Source organism: Bacteroides sp., from assembly GCF_028690125.1.
GTDB lineage: Bacteria > Bacteroidota > Bacteroidia > Bacteroidales > Bacteroidaceae > Bacteroides.
Map to the genome: position 1 here is coordinate 59,729 of NZ_JAQVBV010000023.1, position 21,862 is coordinate 81,590.

Here is a 21,862-nt window from a genome sequence, read left to right on the forward strand (position 1 = left end):
CTGATGCTGCTACTTCCAGCCATCATTTTGAGTCAGATTCTTATTATTAAAGAGTTCAAAATCCGCTATAGGATAATAATACATCTTATCCTCCCAGATGCGGTCGTGCACCAATGTGCGTTGCACATTCAGCGTACCGTCACCTTTAGCCGTTAGAGTGAGACCATATACCTTTTTGGTATCCTTTCCCATCTTCCATCGGCGGATATCCCAGAAACGATGTCCTTCGAAAGCCAATTCTACGCGGCGTTCGTTTCTCAAACGTTTTTGGAACGATAAGTAATCCAGATTATCGGGCAAACGGGGCATTCCTACACGCTTTCTTACCTGATTGACAGCTTCCAGCGGAGACAGTTGATAGTCCACTTCTCCCTGTTTCCCTTTATAAGTAGGATTCTTTTCGGCTTCCAACAGTGCTTCCGCATAGTTCAACAGAACTTCTTCATACCGGAACAGAGGAACGATGTGCTGATAACTGGTTGTGCTGCCCGGTATCAGACTTGTTTCTTCTTTGAGCAACTTACGCAGATAATAAGACGTGGGTGTAGCTCCTTCTTTAGGCAAACCGTTTTTTCCATTCAGGAAAGATTCAATGATTTCGCCTTTAAAAGATACTCCGTTGGGAAGCAATGTCTTTTGAAACCGAGGATCACGGTTTTCCACTTTAAGGGCTGACTTACGATGTTCTTCGTTATTCCAATCGAAAGGAGTTCCGTCAATCAGATCGAATGCTTCCGCCAGGTTTTGTGACGGACAGACTCCGGAATATCCTCCTTCAAATCCGATTGGAAAGTTGGCTGCTTCAAAGTTGTTGTTGGGTGAATTCCATTTTCCGAAAATCAATCCTGCCGCTGCCGCATTATTTACTACCTCCTCATTAACCGGACGATAGATATTAGCATCTATAATATGCTTGGCAGCTTCCGCTGCTTTTAACCATTTCGTTTTATCATCCGTCGGATTGTTCAAAGGACTGGCAGCGTAAAGCAGTATCCTGGCTTTCAAAGCCATAGCCATTCCTTTGGTGGTGCGTGCTATCTCTCCTTTCGTTGTATTTTCGTAGGTAACGGGAAGCAGAGGTATGACTTCGTCGCACTGATCGACAATCCAACTGACTGCCTGATCAAAAGGAGTTGGTTTTAAATTATTCACTTCATCAATGGACAGAGAATGATCTACCAATATAATGTTGCGGTATCTCTTCAACAATTCAAAATGGAAGTAAGCACGTAGTGCCTTGATCTCCAAAGGATAGTTTTTCAATTGTTGCACCTTCTCTTTATAGTTCTCCTGATAAATGGTTGCAGGAAAATCCGACGGACAATTCTCTAAGAAGTAGTTGGCTGCACTAATCGCAGAGTAGTAGTGAGACCACTGATTGTCAATCAGGTTTGTAGACGACCAGCTACCGTCATAATACGTCTTCAGATTGTTTGACTCCCAAGCATATACAGCATCATCTGTTGCCGCGTCTCTCATGGTGTTACCAACATCGGCCAAGCCATCCTGAACATATCCGTACACATTCGTTGCTACCTGTTTCACATTCTCGAAAGTCGAGAATTGATATTCCACTGTATGATACTGAGATTCATTCAGCTCCAGAAAGTCACTGCAAGAAGTAGTGAGCCACAGGCAACCGGTTAAAATAAATATATATCTTTTCATAAACAACTTATTTTATTTAAAACTGCACATTTACACCAAGCAGATAACTACGCATGGAAGGATAACCCATGCTGATGTATTCCGGGTCCATCACTCCGACATGATCAATAGAGAATAAATTCAGACCTTTAAAGAAGAAACGGCATTCGCTCATTTTCAGACTCTTGATATAGCGGACCGGCATCTTATAATAAACTTCCAGTGTACGCAACTTCAGGAAATCTCCTTTTTCAGTCCATAAAGAGCTGCCACGGTAGTTGTTGTTATTGGACAACGTAGTCAAACGTGGATAGCGACCTTCGGGAGTATATTCCGACCAGTAATTTTGCAGGTAATGATTGGATATATTCTTATCATTTCCATACAGCGGATGATAGATACTACTCAGATTAGTAGTGACCGTAGAATGAGCCACTCCCTGAAAGTAAGCATTCAATCCGAAATTCTTATAGTTTGCCCCCAACGTAAATCCATAATAAATCTCCGGCAGTTGGTTTCTTAACTGGTAGCAATTATCGTAATCGTCTATCTTTCGGTCACCGTTCAAATCTTTATACTTCACATCGCCCGGCTGTAAATTGGCAATATAGGAAGAAGTGGGGATTCCTGATTTCAACTTTCCGTCGGCGTCAAAGTCACTCTTCTGATAAAGCCCGTCGGCAACCAGCCCGTAAAAACGACCAATGGATTGTCCGGTTTCATTCATATAAGCATACGGATGATAGGTTTCTTCCATATTGATAATCTCGTTTTTGGCATAAGCAATGTTTCCCTGAATAGAATAGCCTACATCACGTATTTGCTGTTTCCATCCCAGTGAGAATTCAGCACCATAGTTCTTTACCTCACCGGTAAATATATCGGGCACTCCCACTCCAAGTACTGATGATACCGAGCCACCGGAAGATACACGTATGTTTTTGCGACGATTATAAAAAGCATCTACCTCAACAGAAAGCCCTTTCCAAAGTCCCACTTCCACTCCAACATTGGCTTTATATTCTTTCTCCGGCTCCACATGGACAGAGGGCAGGCTACCTTGAGCCATACCGGGCTCTAACACGGTTCCCACAAAAATATATTGTTGTCCGCCACCATTGAACTGTTTGTCCATATCATAAGAGAGACGGCCATCCATACCCACTATACCATACGACGCACGCAGTTTGAGGTAATCAATCGCTTTGAAATTACTCATAAACTTTTCATTCGAAAGTATCCATGCGGCAGAAACAGCCGGATACAGCCTGTATTTGTCACCCGAAGACAGCTTGCCACTGCCCGAATAAGAGAGAACGCCGTTTACAATATAGCGGTTATCATAATTATATTCCAGATTGAGTATATAATCCCGATACATATAGGTATTGTTGGCTCCTCTGTATTTTGCCCTTCCCTGACTATAGATACCTGCCGCCTTCACCTGGTGTTGATTGAAACTTTTCACGTAATCAACCTTTCCCCAGATGGTAGTGCGCATAACCTGCCATGATAATGGCCCGTTATTAAAACTTAGCTCCGTATCATTGCCATATCTCGAATAAAGGACGTCCGAAACATTGCCCGACTCATTAAAAACTTGAGTGGTATTGTAGTAAGCATAATCCTTCGACTTGGAGTCGTTTATTTCGGCTCCATTATCATAAGCTATACGGAGTTGTGCCGACAGACCGTCGGTTACAACGGATAAATCCTGATCAATGGTCAGATCGGCAAATAAAGTACGCTGCAACAAGACACTATATCCTCTTGCCGTTTTCTCTGCCAAAGGATTTCTATACTGCCAGTTCTGCGCCCATACCCCTTGAGGGCTCTTTATAGGAAAAGCAGAAGAGGGAGTATTATACATATACCCCAGATCTGTTCCGGAAGTGGGTTGCTGATACTGTTGCAAACGCCCCATCAAATTCATCCGGGCAACTGTAGTGGGAGTAATATAAGTCTCCAGATTGGTACGCAGTTTAAGAGCATACATCTCCACTTGGGTAGAATATCCATCGTTGAGATTGGTGTTATTGATAAGGCCGCGGTTGCTTGTATAATTTGCAAAAACATAGTAACGCATCCGTTGGCTATTACCGTCGAAGGATAAATTCAAGTCATGATTGAAAGCCGCTTTTCGCAACAGTTCCTTGTTCCAGTCCACGTTTGGAAGCAATGTTCCTCCATCCCCACTCGTCATTCTACGAATGTCGTGCTGACTATATCTGGGAGCGAGTCCGTCATTTTCTAATGCTTCATTCAGAGCATTCGCGAAAGTGGGAGCATTCGCCATTTCGGGAATCCGGAACGGAGTCTGTACGCTAAAGTTATAATCAACTTGTGTACGCAGTTTATGATCTCCTCCGCGTTTCGTTGTGAAACAGATCACTCCGTCGGCTCCCCTGTTTCCATACAGTGCCAGCGAGGCAGCATCTTTCAGCACAGTCACACTCTCTATTTCATCTCTATTTATATTCGAGATATCACGTTCCACTCCATCTACCAATACAATCACACTGTTGCCTCCGAAAGAACCTCTGCCACGAATATAAATGGAAGGTGTCACATTCCAGGGTTGATTCTCTCTTTGCAGGACGGTTAAGCCCGGAATCAATCCATACAAAGTGTTCATTGCGTTGGACTGCCCGGATATTTGCATATCCTCGGCAGTGACTCCGCTAACAGCTAAAGCAGTATTCTCCTTAGTTATCTTCTGATCATATCCCACTTCGAACAAACGATTGTTGCGGTCAAGGCGAACCTGTACGTCTTTATCTTTAATCGTCAGCCTGCGCAGCATTTTATTGAACTGCGAGAAAGTAACCTCTGTCCCCGGTGCTGCCTGAAAATGAATGACGCCCTTCTCGTCCGTAGTGAATATCTCATTCGGGTTGCCGGAAATCTTCATCACTACCCCCGGAACCGGATTATTCTGTTCATCAATCACATACACGTTCACAGGCAATGACTGCGCTTTTATAAGGCACGAAAAGCATATGAACACCATTAATATATTGAATCTTTTCATTGTAATCTCTGTTTTGATTTAACAAATATCTACCAACCGGGATTCTGAATAAGTCCATATCCTTTATTGATCTCACTCGTAGGAAATGCGCTCAAGAACCACTTCGGACTAAATTTATTCTTCCAATAACGTAAGTTTTCCATCGTTGGCTCCGAGAAGGACAGCTTCATATTCCCCGCATCCACAGAACCTCCTTCGGGCATGATAGTAATACCATACAAGTCCTTCCGAAAAATATCGCCTCTCTTCCAACGTGCGATATCAAACCATCTCACTTCCTCGAACGAAAATTCACGAGCACGCTCGTCCAGAATTTCTTCACGCAGTTCCGGGTTTCCTATCAATGGACATTCGGAATAAGAAGGTAAAGTCTTTCCGCTCTGCAAACGATGTAACAAGGCATCACTCATATCCGGAAGCCCCACCCTGTTTCTTACCTTGTTCAGGTATTTATAAGCACCGTCTTTATTTCCTGTTTCATTCAAAGCCTCAGCATAGGCAAGATATACCTCCGCAAGTCTCATGTAGGCATAATTGGCAGGTTTGTTATGGAAAGTGGCTTCGTTATACTCCCACAGATACTTTCTGACACAGAATCCTGTAATAGCCCGCGGGTTATCCTGAGCGACTCTTTCACGTCCTCCAACCCACATTTCGGCCACGCGACCCTGAAATTTATCTCCGACAATCATAACAGATTCGTATAGACGGGGATCACGATTTACAAATGGATTATTATCTAATGTACCTATTGATCCGTGTTCCTGTATCCATTGAGTATACGAAGCCTTCTCACCGTTAGAGTATGGAAACATATCCACATAATTGAGTGTAATACATCCACCACCATAGCCACGTCCCGCATTTCCGTTGGTATCGGCCGAGGGACCAAAATACATTCTATGATAAAGTTCTCCGAATGTTCTCATTGTGCGGCAAGTAGCAATCAAAATCTCACCATTATACCGTTCGGCATAACACTTTGAAAAAGCGTCACGATAGCCTTCCACATCCTGACTGACCGGTTCTACTAAATGGTAGAAGTCGTTGTTCTTCTTATTTTCCGCAAAAAACTCCTCACAGGCGGTAACGACTCTCTCCCAGCGAGCCTGGTCATAGTTGCCATACCAAGCCATTTTATCAATATTCTCGGCGGGTATCTTACCTACGTTGGCAACAGTGGGTTTCCCCATTTCGAGATAAGGCCTGTCAGCATTAAACAAAGGACTTGCTGCCATTAACAACACCCTTATCTTCAACGCCATAGCAGATGCTTTCGTAAAACGGCCGTCATCAACGGGAGCCACAGTCCACGGAAGTTCCGAAGCAGCCTGATCGCATAAAGAAACGATATAATTCACCGTCTTTTCAAAAGTCTGCCGCGAATAATCGGTTCCCATATCATTACCTGCCTGGATATCCGTATACAATAAAGGGATACCTCCGAAATGCCGCATCAACTCATGATACTGACAGGCAATGACCATCCGGGCTTCTCCTTTACGGATCTTTTTCTCCTCATCTGTCATATCCGGAACGCGGTCTACATTATTAATATACAGAAAACCTTTGCGTATTCCGGTCCACGAAGCGTCTTGCACCGGATTGAAACCGAACTTAGTGGCAAAAGATCCATTTTCAGTCTCAGCATTATACTGCCCACCATAGTAAGTACCATATACTCCTCCCCAGTTGCAGCGTGAGCTGATAATATCGGTCAGCGCGTCAAGATTGTCCCAACCCAATTTATTTCCGGGACTTTGATATTCGAAGTATTGCCCATTGTTCTCATGGACGGTCAGTCCGGTTCTCAATGTGGCATAAACTGAAGTCAGTGCTCTGTCGGCATACATTTTTGATGAGAATATAGTGTCTATAGTTATATCTCCTCCGGGAGCTTTCTCTAAAAAATCATTACCGAAAGCAATATCACTGCAACTCCACGTGCCGAGGCACAAACCGCCAACCAGCAAATATGTAATTATAGAATTCTTCATGTCATACTAATTTAAAATGAAATATTAACTCCAAAATTATAAATACGTATATTAGGATAAGCACTGTTTTCTCCGCTAGTCATGCCTTCCGGGTCAATATCAATATCATTCAAATCAGAGAATAAAGTCAATAAATTATATCCACTTCCATATAACCTCACGGATTCAACACCTATTTTCTTTAATAAATTACGATTGGTGAAGGTATAAGATATCTCGGCTGTTTTCAAGCGTAAGTATGAACCATTCATCAACCAAAGATCTGATTGCTCCGTATAGTGAGACTTACTTTGGAAAGTCAGTCTGGGGAATCGCGCATTGTCTTGGTTTCCTTCATTCCATCTGCCATCCGCCAGGAATTTAAGAAGCATACGGCTGTTGGTGCTGCCAAACGAATCTCTGTATTCCTGATCCAGAAGTCTTGAAGCATTTAAAGCAGCCGTCCACTGCATGGAAAATTCAAAATTCTTCCATCTCAATCCACCTAAAAAGCCTAATGTATAATCGGGCCGATCACTATAACCGAAGTAGGTTTTATCATTGCCGTCTATCTTACCGTCATGATTCATATCCTTGAATAAAGCATCACCCGGACGGGGATTTCCTAATGACATTTCAGGTAATATCTGCTTGCCCTCCGAATCGACTTTCAAGTTTCCTTGTGTATCGAAATCACTCTTTTGAAGGAAACGGTCGAACATATAACCGAAATTCAATCCTGTGCTACGACCTGTTTGAGCCATATAGGGTTCGTTGGGAAAGACCTCATCCATAAACATAATTTTGTTCTTCGAATAAGATACGTTTCCACGTAACCAATAATCGACTTTACCGGCTCTCGAATCCCAGCCAAGTGATAACTCATATCCATGATTATTTACTCTTCCTAAGTTGATAAGAGGCAACTGAATATCGGCTATCGAGGGAAGGGTATTACGAGTAGACAAAATATCCTTTCGCTTTTCAAAAAAGACATCAGCGGTAAAGCTCAACTGAGCATTGAACATCTTTATGTCTATTCCATAATTTTGCTTTCCTACTTTCTCCCAAGTTACTTCTGAATTGCCTATCGTATTTTCTTTTGCGTCGGGTAGCAAACTTGAACTGCCCCCCTGACCGAACTGGTAACTTCCATTACCGCCCCATACCTGATGATTTCCATTCCATGAACCATTTAAGTAAAGGAAACGATGTCCGCTATACTTATCATTACCTACGATACCGTAAGAAGCACGTAATTTAAGAAAATCAAGAAACTCAAACTTCTTCATGAATTTCTCTTCGGAAAGTATCCATCCTACGGAAGCAGCAGGGAAAAAGCCGAATCGCTTGCCCGGTGCGAAGTTCTCCGAACCATTGTATCCGGCATTGAGGTCAAGCATATAGCGTTTCTGCCAATTGTAGGTAATACGACCTACATAGCCTACATAAGCTGTGGGGATCTCTGTATACTCACCCGGATAATATGTTTTGGATTGATTGTACAAAAATAAAGCAGTCACTCCATGATCTCCGAAAGAACGGTCGTAATTCAAACTGGCCTCGGCATACCAGTTACGCCCCCTTCCGGTATAATCCTTATAGTCCAAAGGTTCTCTAAGTCCCATCACTCCATCCGTCTGATATACAATTGTATTATCAAAACGAGGATCTGACAGATCCATTCCCGGTTGGGTCTTAGTTCCTAAATAAATAGGAGTATAAGCACTGTCGGTCACTGTTGGGGCACGACTTACGGTCATCGAATAGTTTGTATTGTAAGCACCTTTCACCGAAACACTTAATCCTTGCGTTACCATATCCAACTTTTGATTCAAGGAAAGATCCAGATTGAGGACATTGTCGTTATTGGTCTGATATCCCCAATTGTAATAACAATCTAACCCGCTGGTCAATTGCTCCAAAGGGATGTATTTATTATTCTGATTCAGAATGAACTTGCCATCAACAAAACCGGGGCTGGAAAATGGGGTACACCACATTATATTCCGCCAGATATCGTATGTCTGCGGTTCTCTTCTGACTCCAATACGCCCTCCGATATTTATCTTCAGTAAAGTAGATTTGGTCAAATCAATATCCACATTCGAACGATAATTGAAACGCTTATATGAATAGTTGGGGTCATAAACTTCATAGGTTCGCTTCATCATACCATCTTGCCCCAAGTAACCCAGTGAAACAAAGTACCTGAAACGGTCGGCTCCACCGGACAACGTGACATTGTGTTGAGTCTGCCAGGCAAGGTCCTTAAATATGTATTTACCCCAATCTACGCTGGGAAACATAATAGGATCTGCTTTGGTGCGGAACATTTCTGTGACATACGGCGAAAACTTTAATTGATCGTCAGAAATATTCGGACTATCATTGCGTTGTGCCTCTGTATATAAGTTTGCGTAACTGTAACTATCTACCCCTTTGAGGTTTCTTAAAGCTTGTGTCAAACCAAAAGAAGAACTTAACGTAATCTTTGGTTTTCCCGCCACTCCACGTCTGGTAGTTACGAGAATTACTCCATTGGCACCACGCACACCAAACACCGCTGTTGAAGCCGCATCTTTTAGAACCGTAATACTCTCTATTTCATTAGGGTCCATCTGGAAGAAGGAACGTTCTACTCCATCTACCAAAATAAGCGGCTTAGAAGCTCCGGCAGTTAATGATCCGGTTCCACGAACATATATGTTCGGATCTTCCGCACCGGGCTGCCCCGATGTTTGCACACTGGAGACACCTGTTATAGCACCCGCCAAAGCATTTGCCACACTTCCGCTGGGAGACTTCAACAGATCTTTGGTATTGATGGAAGATATAGCTCCGGTGACAGACATCTTACTTTGCTTGCCATACGCAACGACTTGCACCTCCTCCAATGTCTCGGTGTTTTCTACCAGACGAATCACAATATCCGAATGCTTTTGAGGAGTTACTTCCTTTTTTATATATCCGATAAAGGATATCTCCAGAACGACAGGACTAATCTCGTCAGATACACTAAACTGAAACTCTCCGTTTACATCAGTAACCGTCCCAATAGTGGTTCCTTTCACAAGAATGGTAGCTCCGATTAATGGTTCCGAAGTCTTATCATCCAATATTTTTCCTTTATACACGATGGCTTTATCCACCCTCGACACCACCTCAGAACTTGCTCCCGGAAACTCTTTATCCAATCCACTTCCGGAAACAGCCATCAAGGTCGAAGGCAATAACAGGGACGCAATAATCAAGTATATATTCTTTTTCATAATATCTCATTTAAAGTTATTATTTTGCATCAATAGCAATGCAATATTGTGCTTGCTGATTCATATCACCTACCACTAGCTTTCCATTGACACACAATGTAGGAATGAAATCATTAGCCATATAGTAGTTACCACCTACATAAAAGACTTCTTTCCATCCCAGTTTTTCAAGTACCCAAGCAGCTTGGCAAGTACTCATTCCATCTGCAACGACTGCACAACCAACCTTATTATCATAGGTGATTCCTATAAAAGAGCGGGCACGAGTTCCGTTCCACGCCTCTCCAAGAGCAACCTCCCAATTGGTAGCATCATTGACGTACATTTCCAAACGCGTCATGCTATGTCCGTTTCTCACTAGCCAGGGATGTCCGCAGGCGGCAGATTTCACATTCCACTCAGATGCTGTAGCCAGATAATCATCAGGGTAAGAGGCATACTTAGGCATACGGATCATCTTATCATTCTGAATAGCGGCATTATAGAATGAAACCTTGCCTTCATCATCGAAGCCTACCGCTGCTCTCCAGCCGGCATCACTGGTATTTGTTCTGTTTAATACTTGTCCATCCCAATAAAGTATCGTATTCTCACCAAGGGGCTTCCCACTCATTGTAATCAGTCCACCTGCGTCTTTTACAGCTATCTGTAGCTGATTATTGGATTTCATTGAAGCGTTGGCTTTCTTTATATCAATGGTTGCAATAGCAAAAAGGGTATTGCCAATAGTTTCTGTCGGTCTGTTGGTGCTCCAATCGCCGATAAAGGCGAGGTATTCGGGAACTTTGTCTGCCGGCACATCCCAACTCCAAGGCGTTTCGGGGGCATTATTTCTGATCGGTACTTTGGTAACCGAAGTAGCAGTATATACGGATAAAAAAGGATATTGCTGAGCATCTACAAAATCATTGGTGACATTGGTAAATCCGTAAGATTTGGGATCGCCCATTGCCGTAGCAACATTCAATCTCACTTTATATGGACGGTCGATTCCATCTAATTTAATAATAAGATCTTGTGTAAGCCCTTCGGTAAAGTCATAGGTCAAATCGCTCACAATCTCAGCCCCTTCCATCAAAGCTCCTTCTCCAAAACGCAATTCAACATTGCTCATGTCCATTACATTCTTGTTGAAATTGACCAAAACCTCCTTAGTAGAATTTTGAACGGTTACATCATTAGGTAAACCTACCACTCCTATCTTCGTATCATCCAAAATAGGAAATGCCTTTGAAAAGATATTAAACCAGTATTTGACAATGCGGTTATCCGGTGCTCTGAAATTCAATACAGGATAATTAGCCAGATCTGCTTTGTTAATATCTTTAGGGAAAATCAATTCATAACCATCGTTTAACTCAATATTCAGTTTGGCTTCCGAGAAGTTCTCCGCAGTTTCGAAAGATAAAGAAAGGTTTTTCCCATCCACCACTTTAGCTTGTACTTTCTCTTTATCTACTTCTACAAAGACAGATTTAAATGGTTGATTTTGCTCGTTCGTTTCATTCTCATCCGTACATGAGGAGCTACATATCATCATTCCTATATATAATAAAGGAATAAAGCAGATTTTTAATAATGTGTTTTCTATTTTCATGATAAATAGCAGAATTATTAGTTTAGCATTAATAAATATTAGACAAAAGGATTTTAGCGACAGAGAAGCTAGGGTGGTTTGTAGTGCATCATAATAGATTTGGTTTTAAGATTAACATAAATATAAGATGAATTGTCCTGCCAATAGCTTTTTGGACAATTCAAAGATAGGGAGCTTCGATAACTAAAAGGTCGAATATTTACCGAAATACTTCTCTAAAGCCTTCAGAAGGCACATATTTTATAGAATAATCTCAATCAAGGTTGTAAACGGTCCATATATTCCTTGGGAGACAAGGAATATTTCTTTTTAAAACAGGTACTAAAATACTTGGGATCATTGAAGCCGACAGAGTAAGCCAGGTCTGCAATCCTCATTCTTTTTTGTTCTTCCAACAACTTACAGGCAGCCGTTAAACGTACATTCAGAATAAAAATGGACGGGGTCAGACCTGTTAAAGATTTTAGTTTCTCAGTGAGCACAGTGCGAGACGTTCCCATCTCTTTCACAAACTCGGGTTGTCCAAATTCACAATCACTCAAATGCGAGTTTACACAATCAATAGCTCTTTGGATAAAACTTTCATCCATTGAGGTATATTCCAGTTTTCCCACTTCAAAAACCAACTGCTTCCTAAAATCAGCTCCTTTTCGCTCTTGTTTTTTAAGTAGGTTCATTATTTGAGCATATAACAAAGAGAAATTACAGGGTTTGCTGATATATCCGTCCGCTCCTGAATTATAACCTTCTATCTGGCTTTCTTCGGTTCCTCTGGCGGTCAATAGAATAACCGGTATATGACAAAATTCAAACTTGCTTTTAACTGTCCGGCAAAATTCTATTCCGTCCATTTCGGGCATCATGATATCCGAAACAATCAAATTGATAGGAGTATCATTGAGTATTTCAAGTCCTTGCTTTCCATTAAATGCAGTCTTTACATGGAAATAATTAGCAAACAAATTGGAAAATAACATACACAGCTCCTCATTATCGTCTACGATGAGGATTGTATAATCTGTTTGTACGCCATCTATAGGCTCCAATTCTTCCGTATGGATTCCATTTTCACACATTATATATGGCAAACTCGATACGATCTGCGACTTAACAGAATCGTCAATCTCTTCTTCCTGATAAGCCTCTTTGACGATGGGAAGGGTTACTCTGAAACAATTGCCTACATTTTCTTCACTATGTACTGTAATCTCTCCATGATGCTTCTCTACTAAGTCTTTCACTAAAGATAATCCGATCCCTGTCCCAATGGTGTGGTATTTTCTATAATCCCCTTCATAAAATCGCTGGAAAAGAGTGTTTATCTTCCCTTTACTCATGGGTTCTCCCGTATTGATGAACTCTATTTGTATCTTAGCTTCTTCAATTAATCTCAGGTTCACCGTTATTTTTCCTTTTTCCGGTGTATACTTGGCAGCATTAGACAACAGGTTATAGATGATCTTATCTAATTTATCCGAATCATAGTATCCGGTGATGGTATGGGGGTCGCTAAGGAAATCTATCTTTAACTGCTTTTTTCCTACTAATGGGGCAAAAGCCTCAATACAGTTTTCAATAGCTGCGGAAATATCCCCATGAGATACAGATATTTTCAAGTTTCCACTTTCAACCTTCCTGAATTCCAGCACTTGTTGTATCAGACGCATCAATCGTGTGGCATTGGATGACATTATTGAATATAGGGATGCTTGATCTCCATTATTACTTTTTAAATTCTCCAATGAAGCAAGAATAATGCTAAGAGGTGTCATCAGTTCGTGCGTTATATTGGTAAAGAACTGAAGTTTAACATGGTTAATTTCCTCTATCTTCTGCTTTTCGAGTTTACTGATCTGAATCTCTTGCTGCATTCGCCAACGATAACGTACAAAGCGAATCACAAAGTAGAATAAGGTACAGCCTAGCAGGATATACAATGAATAAGCCCACCATGATTTCCAGGGTTCGGGCATAATGTGAATCGTCAATGTCTTTTGATACTTACTCCATACTCCACTCGCACTCGTGCCTTTTAATCTGAAAGTATATGTACCGGCAGGTAAATTATTATAAATAGCAAAATGTTGTTGCGCATCTACTACAATATCCTTTTCATCATAACCTTCGAGCCTATAGGAATAAAGATTTTCCTGAGGATTTTCATAATTCAAGAGTGAGAATTCAATATAGAAGTTATTTTGATCATGAGTCAATGTGATTTCTTTCGTATAGTCAATATCATGTTTAGTTAGCTTTTCCCTTTTTTTCTCCGGAAAGTCTCTCAGAGACTGATTATGTATTTTAAAATCAGTGATAACCAAAGGGAAAGACAAGGGGGTATCTTCTGCCAGCAAACTTGATTCAAAAATCCGAAGTCCCTGTGATCCTCCTAAAATGAGCCTTCCGTCTTCCATTTTAAAAGAAGCATTCTTATTAAAAAAGAATTCTGAAACTCCATTTGTTACCGTATAATAATTGATTTTCTGCAGCCGGTAATAATCATCTACTTCAAATGAAAGTACAGTGCTGTTGGTTGTTATCCAGATCCTTTGATTATCATCTTCCTGTATATTTAATATACCTCTGTTTTCGATGGTTGAGATTGATGATACAGTTACAAAAGAGTCTGTATCTTTCCGGTAGTAGGCCAATCCGCTCCACATAGTTCCTACCCACACCCGCTGACGGGAATCAACCAATAAACAAACTGTATTATAAATATCTTTTTTACCTTCTATGGCATACTTTTTATACTGCTTTGTATGTCGGTTAATCCTAATAACTCCTTCATAATTGGTAGCTATCCAAATATTCTTGTTGGAGTCTTCTTTGATATCAAAAACATTGGAAGATATAAAATTGGGGTCGCATTGAAGCCATTCGGACAAAGTATAAAACCGTCCTTGATTATCTAAGATATAGACACCTTTCCTCGTACCTATCCACAGATTCTCTTCAGAGTCTTCTTTTAAGACATGAATGCAATCATCTTCGAACTTTCGATTGACAAACTGATTTAGAAAAGTAATTTTGTGTTTTGCTTCATTATAAAACCAGATTCCCGCATTCCAGGTTCCAAAACAGATTTCTCCATTCTTTCGTTTAATAATAGCATCGACTGTAGAAGTATAAGGTAATGCTTTAAAATCAGGAATATCTACATAGTTGGCACAAGTCCGAGTCTCCAGATTATATTTAATCATACCGAATCCAATAATCCCCATCCAGAACTCGTTATTTCCGGCATAACAGATACTTCTAACCGAATTGGTTTTAAGTTTCTCTTTCACAGACTCCAGATTGTCCGTGTCATACTTCTTCCCTTCTGTCTGGATTTTGCAAAACCCTCCACCAAACATACTAATCCACATAAGATTATCTCTCGTCCGCAGAATTGAACTTACTTCGTTGTAAGGCAAAGCACCATATTCACCGTTTGGAACAAAGTTTTCAAATGAGTTCACATCCGACTCATCGCAAAGAATACTCAAACCACTTCTGCTGCCAATCCAAAGCCGATGCGCATTATCCTGTTGTATATCATAGATTATATTATCTAACAATGAACCGGAAGATTGATCGTCGTGCAGATATTGCTTATAACTCATATCTTCAGCGGTATAAGGATAATCCAATCTCAACAACCCTCTGCCCCATGTTCCAACCCATAAGTTATGATTGATATCTTCAAATACTACATTAGCCGTCCGAAGGACCGGATCTATATATGAATACAATTTATCATTTTGAATATCATATCGAAACAATCCCTGTTCCCAAGCTGTAATCCAGAGGTTTTGCTGAGAGTCTTCCATGATGGAACTGATATGCAAAACTTTCTTTCCCGACGGTTCTCTTAAATCTATATGTTTAAACTCTCCATCCTTTTCTTTTTTAAAAAGCCCTTTATCTCCTCCGATCCATAGGGTTTTATCTGTTCCATAGACTAAGTCGGCAACATTCAATTGTCCTAGCTCGCTAGAACGAATATAAGACAATTTACCTGTTATTTTATCTAATTTATACAAGCCTTTCTCAGCGGCTATCCACAAGTTCTTACAATCATCCTCAATTACAGCATTCAGATACGAATTGAAAGACTCATCTATCCCATTATAAAGTCCATAGGTAACAACATTGTATCCATCATATCTGACGAGTCCGTTATAAGTAGGAATCCAAATAAATCCGTCCAAATCCTGATATAGTTTTCGAACCTCATTAGAAGGAAGCAATTTGGACTGGATAGGAATAAATTTTAAATCGGAAATGACTCCAGCCTTTAACGCTAAGCCACTATACAGAATTCCTAGTATCCATAGTATTAAACAAAGGCTAAATCGGGGCATATTCAATGAGTGTTTTTCTAATGTAAATTCACACAAATATAGAGATTTTCCAAGATTATCTGATCATTTCTTTTAAATTTTACTCAAGTTTGTCAGCATGATAAAGACTTGGAAGAAAAGACTAATATATAAACCTATTTAATTAACGGGTCGTTTCATACATCATTTATGATAGTAGTATTTTACGAGCATAAAGACTTCGCAATAAAGTAATGATGACATCATAACAGGCCCTTTAAATCCTGTACTTTTGCTCAAAATCCTTAAGCTTGTGCATTTTTTATGCTGTTTTCTTGTCAGAACCAAGCGTTTGAGTAATTTTGCACGCTGATAGTTAACCGGATAGTTTTGATAGCAAGAGATTACTACTTGACTACTGGCTGCTAACTTGTAGAAGTACTAATACTAAAATTAATAACATGAGTTTGAAAATTGTTGTATTGGCTAAACAAGTTCCCGACACACGTAATGTTGGGAAAGATGCCATGAAAGCCGACGGAACGATTAACCGTGCGGCACTCCCTGCCATCTTCAACCCCGAAGACCTGAATGCTCTTGAGCAAGCTCTTCGACTGAAAGATGCCCACCCAGGCTCCACCGTTACCATCCTGACAATGGGACCGGGACGTGCAGCCGATATTATTCGTGAAGGACTTTTCCGTGGTGCAGATAATGGTTATTTACTGACCGACCGTGCTTTTGCCGGTGCAGATACACTGGCCACTTCTTATGCACTTGCTACTGCTATCCGTAAGATTGGTGAATGCGATATTATTATCGGCGGACGTCAGGCTATTGATGGTGATACTGCACAGGTAGGTCCACAAGTAGCGGAAAAGCTAGGTTTGACACAAATCACATACGCAGAAGAAATTTTGGAAGTAGGAGAAGGTAAGATCAAGGTAAAACGTCATATCGACGGTGGTGTAGAAACTGTAGAAGGACCTCTGCCTATCGTTATTACTGTAAATGGCTCTGCTGCTCCTTGCCGCCCGCGTAATGCAAAACTGGTACAGAAGTACAAACACGCCAAGACTATTACAGAAAAACAACAAGGTAACCTCGATTACACTGACTTGTACGACAAACGCGATTACTTGAATCTGGCAGAATGGAGCGTATCCGATGTAAACGGGGATCTTGTCCAATGCGGTCTTTCAGGTTCACCAACCAAAGTAAAAGCTATTCAGAACATCGTGTTCCAAGCTAAAGAGAGCAAAACCATCAGCGGCAGCGACCGTGACGTGGAAGACTTAATTGTTGAACTATTAGCTAACCACACTATTGGATAAAGTAATTAAGTAGCACCACTACTTAACTACTAAAAAACATTTATAATATGAATAACTTATTTGTATATTGCGAAATAGAAGAAGGTATCGTCGCAGACGTTAGCCTTGAACTTCTGACCAAAGGTCGTTCGTTAGCCAACCAATTGAACTGCCAACTCGAAGCAGTGGTTGCCGGAACGAACCTCAAAGATATCGAAAAACAAATCCTTCCTTATGGAGTAGACAAACTCCATGTTTTTGACGGTGAAGGACTTTATCCTTATACTTCTCTTCCTCATACTTCTATTCTGGTGAATCTCTTCAAAGAAGAAGAACCGCAAATCTGCCTGATGGGTGCTACCGTTATTGGTCGTGACCTGGGTCCGCGCGTTTCTTCAGCATTAACCAGTGGTCTGACTGCCGACTGTACTTCATTGGAAATTGGTGATCACGAGGATAAGAAAGAAGGTAAAACTTACAAGAACCTCTTGTACCAGATTCGTCCGGCATTTGGAGGTAACATCGTTGCTACCATCGTTAATCCGGAACACCGTCCACAGATGGCAACGGTTCGCGAAGGTGTGATGAAAAAAGAAATTCTTTCGCCAAATTATAATGGAGAAGTGATTCGTCACGATGTGAAGAAATATGTAGCCGATACAGACTATGTGGTAAAAGTAATCGAACGTCATGTAGAAAAGGCTAAAAACAATTTAAAAGGTTCTCCAATTATCATATCAGGTGGCTATGGTGTAGGTTCTAAAGAAAACTTCAATTTACTGTTCGACTTGGCTAAGGAACTTCATGCAGAAGTAGGTGCCAGCCGTGCTGCCATTGATGCAGGTTTTGCAGAACATGACCGTCAGATTGGTCAAACAGGTGTAACTGTTCGCCCAAAACTGTATATTGCTTGCGGTATCTCGGGACAAATTCAGCATATCGCCGGTATGCAGGAAAGTGGTATTATCATCTCAATCAACAATGATCCGGATGCTCCGATCAATACGATTGCTGACTATGTAATCAATGGAACAATCGAAGAAGTTGTGCCAAAGATGATTAAATATTACAAACAAAAATCCAAATAAAAAACGAGGTAATATGAAAGGACTTATTTTAGTATTAATGGTATCGTGGATTACACATACTTCATTTGCACAGGATACTATTTATGTAAATAAATATACTGAATGGGTAAATAAAGAAAATGCAATAGAATATGCTGTTGCTACTAAAATAGGCCAAGAGCAGATCAAAGTCAAATATTATGCACTGGATGGTAAACTCAAACGAGTTGAAAATTATCAAGTTTATAATGAAAAACAAAGAATAAGAAATGGCAATTTAGTGCAGTTTTATCCGGATGGAAAGAGACGCAGAGAGGAAATTTATGATAAAGATCAATGCGTAGAAGGAAAGTTATGGGCAGAAGATGGAAGTGAACTTCCATTCAAACCATATTATAAGGCTCCTGAATTTCCCGGAGGTAAAATGAATTTTGCACGTAAGTTAGCTGCCACTATTCAGTATCCGAGTGAAGCCAGACAACAAAAAATAGAAGGGAGAGTGATTTTACAGTTTATTATTGACCTTGAAGGACGTATCACTAACCCCGAAGTGTTGGTATCTGCACACCCTATTTTAGATGAAGCTGCGCTGAATACGATTAAGAAAGTATCAAAAAAAAGTGTATGGACACCTGCTAAAATAGAAGGAGAAAGCATCCCTACTTATTGTGTCATGCCTGCCCACTTTCGTTTACCTTAAAAAATAAAATTATCAAAATGGCAAATTTTTATACAGAAATACCGGAACTCAAGTATCACTTGAACAATCCGATGATGAAGCGTATTTGCGAACTTAAAGAGCGCAATTACAGAGATAAAGATGAATTTGACTATGCTCCGATAGATTTCGAAGATGCCGTAGACTCTTACGACAAAGTTTTGGAAATCACAGGAGAAATTACCGGTGAAATCATTGCTCCCAATGCAGAAGGGGTGGACGAAGAAGGTCCTCACTGTGCAAACGGCCGCGTAGAATACGCATCAGGGACAAAACAGAACCTGGATGCTATGGTAAAAGCAGGATTGAACGGTATGACCATGCCACGCCAATTCGGTGGTTTGAACTTCCCGATTACTCCGTATACCATGTGTGCTGAAATCGTAGCCGCAGCTGATGCCGGTTTCGGAAATATCTGGTCATTGCAGGACTGTATCGAAACACTGTACGAATTTGGTAATGCAGAGCAACACAGTCGTTTCATCCCACGTATTTGCGAAGGTGAAACAATGTCTATGGACTTGACTGAACCGGATGCAGGTTCCGACCTTCAATCGGTGATGCTGAAAGCTACTTACAGCGAAAAAGACGGTTGCTGGTTGCTGAACGGTGTGAAACGTTTTATTACGAACGGTGATGCTGATATTCACTTGGTATTGGCTCGCTCGGAAGAAGGAACCAGAGATGGTCGCGGACTGTCTATGTTTATCTATGACAAGCGTCAGGGTGGTGTAGATGTTCGTCGTATTGAAAACAAACTTGGTATTCACGGTTCTCCTACTTGCGAATTAGTATATAAGAATGCTAAAGCTGAACTTTGCGGTGACCGCAAACTTGGTTTGATTAAATACGTAATGGCTTTGATGAACGGTGCGCGTCTGGGTATTGCTGCACAATCTGTAGGTTTGAGCCAAGCTGCTTATAACGAAGGATTGGCTTATGCTAAAGACCGTAAACAGTTTGGTAAGGCAATTATTGAATTCCCGGCTGTATATGATATGCTTGCCATCATGAAAGGTAAGCTGGACGCAGGACGTGCTTTGTTGTATCAGACTGCACGTTACGTAGATATCTACAAAGCATTGGACGATATTTCACGCGAACGTAAACTGACTCCGGAAGAACGTCAGGAACAGAAGGCATATGCAAAATTGGCTGATAGCTTTACTCCGCTTGCCAAAGGTATGAACTCTGAATATGCTAATCAAAACGGATACGACTGTATCCAGATTCATGGCGGTTCAGGTTTCATGATGGAATATGCTTGCCAACGTATCTACCGTGATGCACGTATTACAAGCATCTATGAAGGTACAACTCAGTTGCAGACAGTAGCTGCCATCCGTTATGTGACAAATGGTTCTTATATTGCAACCATTCGCGAATTTGAAACAATTCCTTGTTCACCGGAGATGGCACCATTAATGTCTAGTCTGAAGAAGATGGCAGATAAATTTGAAGCTTGCACCAACCTCGTAAAAGAGACTCAAAATCAGGAACTGCTCGACTTCACTGCTCGCAGACTTATGGAAATGGCAGCAGATTGTATCATGTCTCACTTACTAATTCAGGATGCAACTAAGGCTCCGGAACTGTTTGCTAAATCTGCACACGTATATTTGAACTATGCTGAAGCAGAAGTAGAAAAACACGCTAAATTTATCAAGAGTTTCGATCAGGAAGAACTAGCTTTCTATAAGAAATAATCGAAAAGAGATAAACAATCTAAAAAGCATCCCTTCTTATGAAGCGGATGCTTTTTTATATCCCTTTCCCAGTAGGAACCAAACAATCTCCAACCAAAAATCAACAGATAGAACTCTAATTAAAAATGAATGATTGTGTATAGCACGAGCATCGTTTCTATAGAGTAAAATATCCCTTCCTATTTCTATCATGTTTCACTATTATTCTTTACTTTTGTGTGAAGAAAAATAATACGATTTTATCTATGATCCAAATATCTAAATAAATATATCCTTAACCGTAAAAAGAAGTAAATTAAGAATATGGCAGAAAATTTATTCATCAATGCAGGAAGTAAAGAAGAGAAATACCGGGAATTACTTCCACAACTATATTCGTTAGTAAGTACCGAAACAGATAGAGTAGCTAACCTCGCAAACATTGCAGCTGGGTTAAAGCAGACTTTCGATTTCTTCTGGGTAGGCTTTTATATGATAAAAGAAGATGAACTTGTACTTGGTCCCTTTCAAGGGCCTATAGCTTGTACGCGCATCCGTTACGGCAAAGGAGTTTGTGGTACTGCCTGGAAGGAAGTCCGTACACTAATTATACCTGACGTAGACCAGTTCCCCGGTCATATTGCTTGTAGTTCCGAATCTAAATCAGAAATAGTGATACCAATTGTCAAGGAAAGAAAGGTCATTGGAGTACTTGATATCGACAGTAATATGCTGAACAGTTTCGATGAAACAGATGCGCGCTATCTGGAAGAAATTTGTACATATATCAACTAATTAACGAGTATAAGAACAAATACAAAAAAACAGAGGCTCCATTCAAATGAATCAGAGTCTCTGTTTACTATAAATAGAACCTCCGTTTCTATCAAACAGAGGTTTCATTTTATCACCAATCTATATCTTCGATTTCACGTCCCTGATACAGCAAAAGTTGTTTATGAAGTGAGTCTAGTTCACGTCTCATATCTTCCATTCTGTCCAGCAAGTGATGAATAGCGTCGATACCCTCCATATTAATGGATAAGTCATAATACATCCGACTATAACGCTCCACCTCAGGAAGTTGTGACACGAGCAGATAATGCTCTCCATCTTCGGCACGTACTTCAATCAAACCACCTTCTTCCAACAAATCTATAAATGAAGGCTCAATATGACATTTGTGACAGTATTCACTGACAATAATTAATTCGGTCTGCATAGTGCTCATTCATTTTAGTTCATACTC

12 protein-coding genes are annotated in these 21,862 nt (G+C 40.6%); 5 read left to right on the forward strand and 7 right to left on the reverse strand.

Translation table 11 applies throughout. The features are described 5' to 3' along the window. Positions 1-9: 9 nt before the first annotated feature. From PHO71_RS15265 to PHO71_RS15290, 6 genes are all read right to left on the reverse strand, one after another. The gene (locus PHO71_RS15265; RefSeq protein ID WP_300204961.1) at positions 10-1,668 is read right to left on the reverse strand and encodes a RagB/SusD family nutrient uptake outer membrane protein; all 1,659 of its coding nucleotides are present in this window, start codon (positions 1,666-1,668) and stop codon (positions 10-12) included. A 16-nt stretch (positions 1,669-1,684) separates the two neighbouring features. Next, positions 1,685-4,678: a SusC/RagA family TonB-linked outer membrane protein gene (locus PHO71_RS15270; RefSeq protein WP_300204963.1), complete on the reverse strand. Its 2,994-nt coding sequence runs from the start codon at positions 4,676-4,678 to the stop codon at positions 1,685-1,687. 29 nt (positions 4,679-4,707) lie between these two features. Further along, positions 4,708-6,675, reverse strand: coding sequence for a RagB/SusD family nutrient uptake outer membrane protein (locus tag PHO71_RS15275; protein ID WP_300204965.1), 1,968 nt, complete (start codon positions 6,673-6,675; stop codon positions 4,708-4,710). Between the two features lie 11 nt (positions 6,676-6,686). After that, a complete protein-coding gene (locus PHO71_RS15280) occupies positions 6,687-9,926 on the reverse strand; it encodes a TonB-dependent receptor (protein WP_300204967.1) in 3,240 nt (1,079 codons plus the stop codon). 19 nt (positions 9,927-9,945) lie between these two features. Beyond that, entirely contained in the window at positions 9,946-11,466 is a 1,521-nt protein-coding gene (locus tag PHO71_RS15285; protein WP_300204969.1) for a phosphodiester glycosidase family protein, read from the reverse strand. Positions 11,467-11,780: 314 nt separating this feature from the next. Further along, positions 11,781-15,872 (reverse strand): hybrid sensor histidine kinase/response regulator transcription factor, encoded by a 4,092-nt coding sequence (locus PHO71_RS15290; protein WP_300204971.1) that lies wholly within the window; start codon positions 15,870-15,872, stop codon positions 11,781-11,783. A gap of 419 nt (positions 15,873-16,291) precedes the next feature. Here PHO71_RS15290 and PHO71_RS15295 point away from each other — a divergent pair, with 419 nt between their 5' ends. From PHO71_RS15295 to PHO71_RS15315, 5 genes are all read left to right on the forward strand, one after another. Next, the gene (locus PHO71_RS15295; RefSeq protein ID WP_300204974.1) at positions 16,292-17,164 is read left to right on the forward strand and encodes an electron transfer flavoprotein subunit beta/FixA family protein; all 873 of its coding nucleotides are present in this window, start codon (positions 16,292-16,294) and stop codon (positions 17,162-17,164) included. Between the two features lie 47 nt (positions 17,165-17,211). Next, on the forward strand, positions 17,212-18,231 hold the full coding sequence (locus PHO71_RS15300; RefSeq protein ID WP_300204976.1) for an electron transfer flavoprotein subunit alpha/FixB family protein: 1,020 nt from the start codon (positions 17,212-17,214) through the stop codon (positions 18,229-18,231). A 13-nt stretch (positions 18,232-18,244) separates the two neighbouring features. Then, positions 18,245-18,910, forward strand: a complete 666-nt coding sequence (locus PHO71_RS15305) for an energy transducer TonB (protein ID WP_300204978.1) — start codon at positions 18,245-18,247, stop codon at positions 18,908-18,910. A 17-nt stretch (positions 18,911-18,927) separates the two neighbouring features. Then, a complete protein-coding gene (locus tag PHO71_RS15310; RefSeq protein ID WP_300204979.1) occupies positions 18,928-20,634 on the forward strand; it encodes an acyl-CoA dehydrogenase family protein in 1,707 nt (568 codons plus the stop codon). Between the two features lie 303 nt (positions 20,635-20,937). Then, entirely contained in the window at positions 20,938-21,408 is a 471-nt protein-coding gene (locus PHO71_RS15315; RefSeq protein WP_300204981.1) for a GAF domain-containing protein, read from the forward strand. 112 nt (positions 21,409-21,520) lie between these two features. Here the strand turns inward: PHO71_RS15315 and PHO71_RS15320 are convergent, their stop codons facing one another. Next, positions 21,521-21,835 (reverse strand): chaperone modulator CbpM, encoded by a 315-nt coding sequence (locus tag PHO71_RS15320; RefSeq protein WP_300204985.1) that lies wholly within the window; start codon positions 21,833-21,835, stop codon positions 21,521-21,523. Between the last annotated feature and the right edge of the window lie 27 nt (positions 21,836-21,862).

Bases quoted from the DNA above. Each gene is read 5' to 3' on its own strand.
- PHO71_RS15265 (WP_300204961.1), bottom strand. From the start codon at position 1,668: ATGAAAAGATATATATTTATTTTAACCGGTTGCCTGTGGCTCACTACT.
- PHO71_RS15270 (WP_300204963.1), bottom strand. From the start codon at position 4,678: ATGAAAAGATTCAATATATTAATGGTGTTCATATGCTTTTCGTGCCTT.
- PHO71_RS15275 (WP_300204965.1), bottom strand. From the start codon at position 6,675: ATGAAGAATTCTATAATTACATATTTGCTGGTTGGCGGTTTGTGCCTC.
- PHO71_RS15280 (WP_300204967.1), bottom strand. From the start codon at position 9,926: ATGAAAAAGAATATATACTTGATTATTGCGTCCCTGTTATTGCCTTCG.
- PHO71_RS15285 (WP_300204969.1), bottom strand. From the start codon at position 11,466: ATGATGATATGTAGCTCCTCATGTACGGATGAGAATGAAACGAACGAG.
- PHO71_RS15290 (WP_300204971.1), bottom strand. From the start codon at position 15,872: ATGCCCCGATTTAGCCTTTGTTTAATACTATGGATACTAGGAATTCTG.
- PHO71_RS15295 (WP_300204974.1), top strand. From the start codon at position 16,292: ATGAGTTTGAAAATTGTTGTATTGGCTAAACAAGTTCCCGACACACGT.
- PHO71_RS15300 (WP_300204976.1), top strand. From the start codon at position 17,212: ATGAATAACTTATTTGTATATTGCGAAATAGAAGAAGGTATCGTCGCA.
- PHO71_RS15305 (WP_300204978.1), top strand. From the start codon at position 18,245: ATGAAAGGACTTATTTTAGTATTAATGGTATCGTGGATTACACATACT.
- PHO71_RS15310 (WP_300204979.1), top strand. From the start codon at position 18,928: ATGGCAAATTTTTATACAGAAATACCGGAACTCAAGTATCACTTGAAC.
- PHO71_RS15315 (WP_300204981.1), top strand. From the start codon at position 20,938: ATGGCAGAAAATTTATTCATCAATGCAGGAAGTAAAGAAGAGAAATAC.
- PHO71_RS15320 (WP_300204985.1), bottom strand. From the start codon at position 21,835: ATGCAGACCGAATTAATTATTGTCAGTGAATACTGTCACAAATGTCAT.